At 56.4% G+C, this 8,835-nt stretch carries 9 protein-coding genes; 6 read left to right on the top strand and 3 right to left on the bottom strand.

The window, feature by feature from the left end; translation table 11 throughout:
• Positions 1-18: 18 nt before the first annotated feature.
• Positions 19-1,107, top strand: a complete 1,089-nt coding sequence (locus VI01_RS23440) for a DUF2817 domain-containing protein (RefSeq protein WP_045816846.1) — start codon at positions 19-21, stop codon at positions 1,105-1,107.
• Here VI01_RS23440 and VI01_RS23445 read toward each other — a convergent pair.
• Positions 1,092-1,862 (bottom strand): 2OG-Fe(II) oxygenase, encoded by a 771-nt coding sequence (locus tag VI01_RS23445; protein ID WP_045816847.1) that lies wholly within the window; start codon positions 1,860-1,862, stop codon positions 1,092-1,094. The genes VI01_RS23440 and VI01_RS23445 overlap by 16 nt on opposite strands.
• Positions 1,863-1,960: 98 nt before the next feature.
• Between VI01_RS23445 and VI01_RS23450 the strand changes: the two genes are divergently transcribed.
• The 4 genes from VI01_RS23450 (at position 1,961) to VI01_RS23465 (ending at position 5,584) form a co-directional block, all read left to right on the top strand.
• Positions 1,961-2,860 carry a LysR substrate-binding domain-containing protein gene (locus VI01_RS23450; RefSeq protein ID WP_045816848.1) on the top strand — a complete coding sequence of 300 codons (900 nt, stop codon included), beginning with the start codon at positions 1,961-1,963 and terminating at the stop codon, positions 2,858-2,860.
• A gap of 102 nt (positions 2,861-2,962) precedes the next feature.
• Positions 2,963-4,249: an SLC13 family permease gene (locus tag VI01_RS23455; RefSeq protein ID WP_045816849.1), complete on the top strand. Its 1,287-nt coding sequence runs from the start codon at positions 2,963-2,965 to the stop codon at positions 4,247-4,249.
• Between the two features lie 35 nt (positions 4,250-4,284).
• The gene (locus VI01_RS23460; protein WP_045816850.1) at positions 4,285-5,142 is read left to right on the top strand and encodes an AraC family transcriptional regulator; all 858 of its coding nucleotides are present in this window, start codon (positions 4,285-4,287) and stop codon (positions 5,140-5,142) included.
• Between the two features lie 34 nt (positions 5,143-5,176).
• A complete protein-coding gene (locus VI01_RS23465) occupies positions 5,177-5,584 on the top strand; it encodes a DUF2000 family protein (RefSeq protein ID WP_045816851.1) in 408 nt (135 codons plus the stop codon).
• 27 nt (positions 5,585-5,611) lie between these two features.
• Here the strand turns inward: VI01_RS23465 and VI01_RS23470 are convergent, their stop codons facing one another.
• Both VI01_RS23470 and VI01_RS23475 read right to left on the bottom strand, forming a co-directional pair.
• Positions 5,612-6,955: an amidase gene (locus tag VI01_RS23470; RefSeq protein WP_045816852.1), complete on the bottom strand. Its 1,344-nt coding sequence runs from the start codon at positions 6,953-6,955 to the stop codon at positions 5,612-5,614.
• Positions 6,956-6,959: 4 nt separating this feature from the next.
• Entirely contained in the window at positions 6,960-7,781 is an 822-nt protein-coding gene (locus VI01_RS23475; protein ID WP_045816853.1) for an MBL fold metallo-hydrolase, read from the bottom strand.
• A gap of 102 nt (positions 7,782-7,883) precedes the next feature.
• Here VI01_RS23475 and VI01_RS23480 point away from each other — a divergent pair, with 102 nt between their 5' ends.
• Positions 7,884-8,807 carry a LysR family transcriptional regulator gene (locus tag VI01_RS23480; protein WP_045816854.1) on the top strand — a complete coding sequence of 308 codons (924 nt, stop codon included), beginning with the start codon at positions 7,884-7,886 and terminating at the stop codon, positions 8,805-8,807.
• Positions 8,808-8,835: the final 28 nt, after the last annotated feature.

Consider the following 8,835-nt stretch of genomic DNA (forward strand, 5'->3'; position numbering starts at 1 on the left):
TTATTTACAGGAAACAGCATGTCAGAATTGCCGCATTACCCGTCCCAACGTGCCCGTTTCCTCGCGGCAGTCGAGCGCCAACACGGCGCTTTGACTTCGTATCCGCATCCGCTGCCGGGCCCACAAGGTGAAACGCTTTACACTGATGTCGCCGTGATTGGCGATCCCGCAGCCAGCAAACTGATGCTGATCATCTCTGGCACGCACGGAGTGGAAGGTTATTACGGTTCGGACAGCCAGATCGAGTGGCTTAATCGCTTTAGCCTTACGGCCTTACCCGCTGACACCGCGATTGTACTGCTGCATCTGTTGAACCCATGGGGCGCAGCCCATTTGCGGCGCGTCAACGAAGACAACATCGATCTTAATCGCAATTTCATCGATTTCGCTCAGCCTGCACCTGCCAACCCTGATTACCCGTCATGGCACGGGATCTACCACGGCGAGCGGACACAAGCTGATGAGCTATTAGCTAAAACCCTTAATGGCGCAGGCTGGCTGGCGATGAAGCGGGTAGTCGAAGCCGGGCAATACCAATTTGCTGACGGCTTCTTCTTCGGTGGGCAGCAGCCAAGCTGGTCTTATCACACCATGCAAACCATCATCGCGGAACATTTGTCGCAGGCGAAAACCATCCTGAGTTTCGATTTGCATACCGGTGCCGGGGCCTGGGGCCACCCCATGCTGCTTTCCATCGCTGAACAACGGGTCGCTGCGCATCAGTGGGGGAAATCGATGTATGGCGAGTGGCTGACGCTGCTGTTTACGGGGGTGGGTCGTGACAGTGTCACAGGAGTGACCGCCACTGCAACGGGCTATCTGTCGCAGTTCCTGCTGGAAGCGCTGCCGCAGACGCACATCTTACCGCTGGTGGTGGAATGCGGGACTTATACCGGTGAAGAGATGCACCGTCGCGTGCGAGACGATCATTGGCTGCATTTGCAGGGCGATCCGGCCAGTGAGGCGGGGCGTGCACTCAAGCAACAGCTGGTGGAAGGCTTCTGGCCTGCAGATCGCGACTGGCGCGATCTGGTGGCGTTTCGTACTCAGCAGATTTTTGTTCGCGGCTGGCAAGGTTTGTTAAACGCCGATCACAAGCGACCATAGAACGTCATGCGCGCCGTTTCCGACAGGGCGATGCCAGGTTGCGTGTTGTACGCCAGCACTGCCAGCATGCGGGTGATGTCACCTTCGGTTGGCGTCACGCGATGCAGTGAATTTCGACCACGGAACAGCACCAAATCACCCGCTTCAATCGCCAGCGCGTCCACCGGCTGGCGCTGATCTAAAACCGCGGCAACGCCGTCAAAGTTCATCTCCCCGGCATCGGCATCGCGCAGATCTTTCACATACTGGAATACACCGCCCGCGCGGGGTTTCTGCACCAGCAGAGTGATGGCAAAAGAAGAGTTATCAAAGTGCCAGCCGAGTTCCTGACCATCGGGGGCGTAATGCAAATTGATGGAAGAGAGCGGATCGGCATAAGGATAGAGCGCGGTTTCACCCAGCACATCACACAGGAAGCTTTTGAACAGTTCGTCGTTATACAGCTGGCGCAACGGTGATTCAGCGGCAATCACGTCGTCGGTAATACAGCCTTTGGTGCTGATGACATCACGATTGCGCGGATGGTCAGCGTCGTACGCTTCGTCTTTCTTCATCAGATAGACGTTATGCTTGCTGAGGGTGTGATACGCCAGATGGCGCTGAGCATCCCCTTCGGCAATGATGCTTTGCAGCGCGTTGGGTTGTAAAAACTGACGCAGAACCAGCGCGCCATGCTGGTTGAGCTGTTCACGGCACTCACGTCGCCAGTCGGCGTCGGCCAGCGGATGCAGATCGAAACGAATCAATGCAGACATAGCAACAGTTCTCATTGTGACAGGTGTGTTATCACAGTAACTCACTGATATGTTAGTGCGTAACGATATAAATTTAATGCCCTGCTAAGGAAACTTTAATGCCCGCACAGTCACCGCGTTTACCGAAAATCAGCGTTATCCAGTCATTTAAGGTGGCGGCGGAATTAGGCAGCCTGGCAAAAGCCGCCGCGCAACTGGCCCTGACGCCTGCGGCGGTGAGTCAGCAGATCCGCCAGCTGGAAGAACAGCTGGGCAGCGCGCTGTTTGTGCGCACACAGAGTGGGGTCATGCTCACCGAAACCGGCAAGGAGTATCTGCGCTACGTCACGGAGGCCTTTGATATTTTGCATCTCGGGCAGCAAAACCTGCGTCATGTGGCGGCGATGCCCAAGTTAACGCTCTATTCACTGCCCGCGCTGGCCTCAAAGTGGTTGCTGCCAAACATTGCGCAGTGGCGTGTTCACTGCCCTGACATTGACCTATCGCTGCATGGCACCCATGCGCAGGTGGATTTTAATGCCACGCCAGCCGATTTTGTCATCTGTTTTGGTGAAGATCGCTACCCCCAACTCGATAAGCAGCGTCTGTTTTTGGATGAGGTGGTGCCAGTGGTGAGTCCCGCGCTCCTAAAGCAGTTTCCGTTAGACAATGTGTTGCAACAGGCGCCATTGATCCATCTTGATTGGGGTAACGAAGGGCGCTTTTTGCCTGACTGGCGCAGTTGGTATCAGGCCAAAGGGATGGCGGAACCCGCGTCACAGCCCGCGTTAAGTTTTAATCTCACCTCTCTGGCGATTGATGCTGCGGTGGCCGGCGCGGGTTTGTTATTAGGGCAGAAAAGGCTTATCTCTGCAGAGCTGGCACGAGGCGATTTGGTTATGGTTGATGCGTTAAGCCTGCCGTTAAGTAAACCTTATTTTCTTGCATGGCCCCAGCGTTCGCGCAGCCAGCCGGGCAGTGAAGCGTTAATAAACTGGCTCGGACAGCTAGCAATTTAACAAACTGTTAACTGACTCAGCGTTGCACACCGTGGATTGCACTATGCTTATCCGCTTTGTGCGACGGATCGTAGACAGGGAGTTCAGTCAGTGACTTCAGATATGCATTTCTGGCTTACCACGCTGATTATAGCCATCACCATTTTGCTGTGGGCGAGTGCACGCTTGCCCGAATATCTTACCGCGCTGCTGTTTTTTGCTGCTGCCACGTTATTCAACATCGCCCCCGCCAGCACCATCTTCAGCGGCTTTGCCTCTTCAGCCTTCTGGTTAGTATTGAGTGGTTTTGTGTTAGGCGCGGCGATCCGCAAAGTCGGGCTTGGTCAGCGCTGGGCCAACTATCTGGTGGTGCCGTTCAGCCAGAGCTGGCCGCGCATGGTGGTGGGGACGCTGGTGCTGACCTATCTGTTGGCGCTGGTGATGCCATCGAATATGGGACGTATTGCACTGTTAATGCCTGTGGTGCTGGCGATGGGTGAGCGTGCAGGCATTAAAGCGGGGAGTCGTGGCAGCATTGGTCTGGCTTTAGCCGTGGGATTTGGCACTTTCCAGCTCTCCGCCAGCATCTTACCGGCTAACGTGCCTAACCTGGTGCTCAGCGGTGCTGCCGAAAACGCTTACCAGATCCATCTTCAGTGGCTGCCCTGGTGGCTGTTGCATATGCCGGTGGTGGGGATCGGCAAGGGAGTGGTGCTTGCCGCCTCGATTCTGTTTCTGTTTCGCGCACAACCGCAGCCTGTGCGCCATCGCGATCAACTTCAACCGCTCAGCCGTAGCGAATGGCGGCTGATGGGGCTGCTGGCAATCACCCTGTTGCTGTGGATGACGGACAGCCTGCACGGCTTGCCTGCCGCATGGGTTGGGCTGGCGGCGGCCTGTATTTGTCTGCTGCCGCGCATTGGCTTTCTTTCAGGAGATGATTTCGCCAGCGGGGTTAATTTCCGCACCTGTATCTATATCGCGGGTATTCTCGGGGTGGCGACAGTGGTGGTGGATTCAGGACTTGGCCGACTGATCGCCAATCTGTTACTGAGTGTGCTGCCGCTTCAGGATCACGCTTCGTTCGGTAATTTCGCGGTGCTTAACGCGCTGGTCTCTCTGCTGAACTTTGTGCTGACCGCCAACGGCGTGCCAGCGATGGTGACACCGATCGCGCAGGAGCTGGCAAACGCATCCGGCTTTTCTCTGATGAGCGTAGTGATGATGCAGGTATTTGCCTACGCGACGCCGCTTTTGCCCTATCAGGCTTCGCCAGTGGTGGTGGCAATGGGGCTGGGCAACGTGCCTGCCAAAGCAGGCTTGCAGCTGTGCGTGCTGGTGTTTATCTTCAGCGTGCTGCTGCTGTTACCACTGGATTATCTCTGGTTCAGGCTGCTAGGCTATGCCTGACTTCTCCTCACACCCCGAGCACTGAGATTGCCGTCATGCCAGCCAATAATGATTGGGTCGATTTTCGTCGCGATGACGAAACCGGTATCGAAAGCGTCAACGCGCATTTTCGCGGACACGCCTACGATCCGCACGATCACGACGAATTATTGGTGGGCGTGACGCAGCAGGGCTTACAACGTTTCAACTGCCATCGCGCATTGCACACCAGTACGCCGGGCCGCGCCATATTGATTGAGCCGGGCGCGGTGCATGGCGGCCACGCGCCTAACGAAGAAGGTTTCACCTATACCATGCTCTATCTGCCGCAGCGTTGGGTGGCAGAGATGATGCAGCGACGCGGTCTGGGTGATATCTCCCACATTGAAGGGGCGTTCCGTCATACGCTGAATGATAATGCGCTGCTGGCCAGTGCCATCCAGCAGGCGTGGTTTTCAGTGCATCACAGTGAAGGGCGACTGGCGCGCGACCAGAGCCTCGATCATCTGATGACGATACTTTCCCGCCATCTTGAAACCAGACCCAGTGCGCAATCAGGCGCAGCGATGCAGCAAATGCAGCGATTACGCGATTACCTGCATGATTTTATGGCGCAGGATATCGGGCTGGATGAGCTGTCACGTCTGGCGGGCATCGATCGCTTTAAGCTGACGCGTCAGTTTAAGCAGGCATTTGGTCAGTCACCGCATGCCTACCTGGTTCGACTGAGGTTGCGCAGCGCACGCGTGCTGCTGGCGCAGGGCATTGAGCCGGTGCAGGTTGCCGCACAGGTTGGTTTTGCCGATCAGAGTCATTTAGGGCGTTGGTTCCAACGCGCCTACCGCATGACACCGGCCTCCTATCAACGACAGTGCACAAACGTTCTATATCCCACCCCCGCGACTCTTAGATGATGCTGTTTTAGACCCCATCGGAGAGGAGTGACAGATGTTTGATACCAAAATCGCCCTGATTGTTCGTGATGATTTAGCCACCTGGCAGCGCCTGAATGTGGTGGCCTTTCTCGCCACCGGCATTGCTTCTGCCGCGCCTGACATGATGGGCGAACCCTACGTGGATGCGAAGGGGCGCCAATATGGCAATATGGCAGGCCAGCCGATGCTGGTGTTTGCGGGTGATGTCACGGGATTACAACGGGCTCATCGCCAGGGTTTGGAACGGGAGTTGACGGTGATCCCGTATGTGGAAGCTATGTTCGCCACCGGGCATGATGCCGCCAACCGCGAGGTATTTATGGCTGAAGATGCCGACAACCTGAACCTGATCGGCATCGCGATTCGTGGGCCAAAGAAAGCAGTGGATAAGGCGATTAAAGGGCTGTCACTGCACGGATAAATGCGGTCGCCCCAAGCGGCGACGCTTTTATTTATTCAGCGATATGCGCAGCTCGATGGCTTCAGCTGCGCGCAGCAACAAATCTTCCCGACCTCGCAGCGCCAGCAATTCGACACCAATCGGCACCCCGTCATCACTCAGGCCAGCCGGAATCGAAATCGCTGGCGCGCCAGTCACCGCTGAAACCAGCGCATTGCTGCCTTCCTGCATCTCACCCTGTTTGACTGGGGGACTGCGCACCACCGGGTAGGCCAGCAGGTTAATGTTGTGCTGGTCGAACATCGCCACCAGCTGCTGATAAAGATCGCGCTGACGTTGCTGCACCTGAGCATAAGCTTCGCTAGCCGTACCTGGATGAACTGCGCGGGTCTTAAACACGGTTTCGAGCTGGGGATGATACAACCCGGACGCGGCGATCTCAGGCAAGGAATGGAACTGTGCCTGGGGTTTATCGGCTAAATACTCCGCCAGCGCTTCAGCAAATTCATAGCCGATGATATTGGCATCAGCCGCTAACGTCTCTAATTCTGGCCAGCTCAGTGCCGCGGGTGCGAACCCGGCGACGGCGGCTTGTACCGCCTGGTTAATCTCATCTTCATCGGCGGCGAATCCTTCCTGCCAGATACCGACCCGCAAGGCTTCTCCCTCAATAGCAAATGTCTTGCCGCTGAGTATTTCGCTGGCGATGCGCAGATCGGCCGTGCTGCGCACCAGCGGGCCGGGGATATCCTGACTGGGTGACAGCGGCACAATTCCGGCCGTGCTAAGCGCACCGCGCGTCATGCGTAAACCCAACAGACCATTAAACGCGGCGGGAATACGCACTGAACCTGCTGTGTCACTGCCGATAGCGAGCGGCACATAACCGGCGGCAACGGCAACCGCGGAACCGCTACTTGAACCGCCCGGTGAACGTCCTTGCTGCCAGGCATTGTGGGTAAAGCCGCTCAGTGATGAGGCGCCAGTAATGCCCGCTGCCAGTTCATGCATCGCCGTTTTGCCGATCAAAATCGCGCCTTGATGGCGCAGTGTGGTGACCAGCGGAGCATCGTTATCAGCGATGACGTCGCGCAACATCACCGAGCCCGCGCTGGTGGGCCAGCCCCGGACTTCAATATTGTCTTTAATCAGCACTGGTACGCCGTCCAGCGGACCCCACGCCTCACCACGTTGACGGCGTTTATCACTCTGTTCTGCTGCTGCACGCGCCTCATCAGCAAACAGCCAGGTGATGGCGTTGTAGCGCGGCTGGTCTGCCTCGCCAATGCGCTGTAGGGCGTAGTCGGTCAGCTGGCGCGCGGTGACTTCGCCGCGTAGCAGTGCCTGTTTTAAGTCGCTCAGCGACGCGGTGAGATAGTCAGCGTATTGCATACGGTCAATCCTCGAGTGGACTCCATTGCCCATCAGGCGCAACGCGCCCAACAGAACGGCTATGAAAATGGGAACTGAACCAGATTGCCTGATGTTGCTGGCACCAGTCTATAACGCGTTGACGCGAGTCCATCGCGAGTGGGAGGTTTTCACAGAACAGCGAGTTCCAGTGTGGGTGTTGAAATTGCACCGGATGGTGCATGACATCACCCGGAAATATCGCAAATTCGCCCTGGCTTTCCAGCACAATCGAGGCGTGATCGATGCTGTGACCCGGCGTGGAAATATAGCGCAGCACCCCGGCGAACAGCGGGGAATCCTTTACATCGATGGTCTGCAATTGGCCGCGCTCGATCAGCGGCAGAATACTGTCGCGATAAAGTTCCTGGCTGGCGGGATCGTTCTGACAGTGCTGCAATTCCACCGCCGAGCACACATAACGCGCGTTGGGGAACAGGGGTTGCCACTCACCTTCCACCCAGTGCGTATTCCAGCCAACGTGATCGGTATGGATGTGCGTCATCAATACCAGCGTCACTTCAGCAGGATCAACGCCCGCCCGTGCCAGATTCTCGACATAAGGCGTATTCAGCAGATGGAATAACGGTTTGTTATCCCGATTGCGCCCATTGCCGGTTGCGGTATCAATCAGGATGGTGTGTTCAGCGGTGCGCACCAGCCAACTGTGAATCGAGACCTCCGCAGGCTGTTCGGCAAAGGCGTCACTCATCTCACTGCGATGTGCTTTAAATAACGCACCGAATGGAAAGGCTGCGCGCTGTTCTGTGATTTTTTCAACCTGGCACTCGCCCACCTGAATCTTCATGTTGTGCTCCACTTGATAGAAGACGCGCTCAACGGCGTCCGTGACAGTAAGTTGAAAGTCACTATACTGAGGCGCAGAACATTATTTAAATCGATTAAAATCATGAATAACATCAATGAAAATGATTTCTCTCGTGTCGATCTTAATCTGCTGATTGTGTTGATGGTGATGTACGAGGTACGCAGCGTCACGCAGGCCGCCAATCGCCTCTGCCTAGGTCAGCCAGCCGTGAGCGCCGCCCTGAAAAGGTTGCGCGAGATGTTTAACGATGCGCTGTTTATCCGCACGTCACACGGCATGACGCCAACGCCACGCGCTGCACAATTAGTACAGCAGTTCGCACCGCTGATGCAGGATCTGCATCGGGTGATCTTCACGCCGGATGCGTTTGATGCGCAGCATGATAACCGTCGTTTTCGTATCGGCATCAGCGATTGGCTGGAACAGTGGTTGATGCCTGATTTGTTAGCGGAACTCGCCACCGACGCGCCCGGAGTGGATATTCATGTCGTTGCTGCCGATCCCTGGCAGGCGATTCCGTTAATGGAGCAGCAGCAGGCGGATGTGGTGATCACCGTCGGGAATGAAGTGAGTCGTGACTTAACTCGCGAGAAAATCGGCCCGGCGGGTTTTCGCACTGTGTGGAGCCGCCAGCAAATTGCACTGGAACGCCTTACGCTGGCGCAGTTTGTCCGTCATCAGCATGCGCTGGTCTCTTATCGCGGTGCCAGCGAAAGTGCCCTTGACCATGCTCTGCAGCGCCTGGGGAAATCCAGACGTGTACGCTATGTCACGCCGCACTTTTCCAGCTTACCGCTGCTACTCCAGCAGATGCCGCTGTTCGCCACGGTACCGCAGGGGCTGGCTCCCGCGTGGTGCCAACGCTATGGCTTAAATGCTGAGTCGGTGCCGGTTGAAATGCCGGATTATGAACTGTCTTTGTTGTGGCATAACGCGCAGCAAGACGATCCGGCAAACCGCTGGCTTCGGGGGATTTTGCGAAATCTTCTGCAGCGGAAGATATAATCTGGCCCACAGCCCACAGCCCACAGCC

It is taken from the genome of Pantoea sp. SM3, assembly GCF_000963995.1.
Lineage (GTDB): Bacteria > Pseudomonadota > Gammaproteobacteria > Enterobacterales > Enterobacteriaceae > Pantoea > Pantoea rwandensis_B.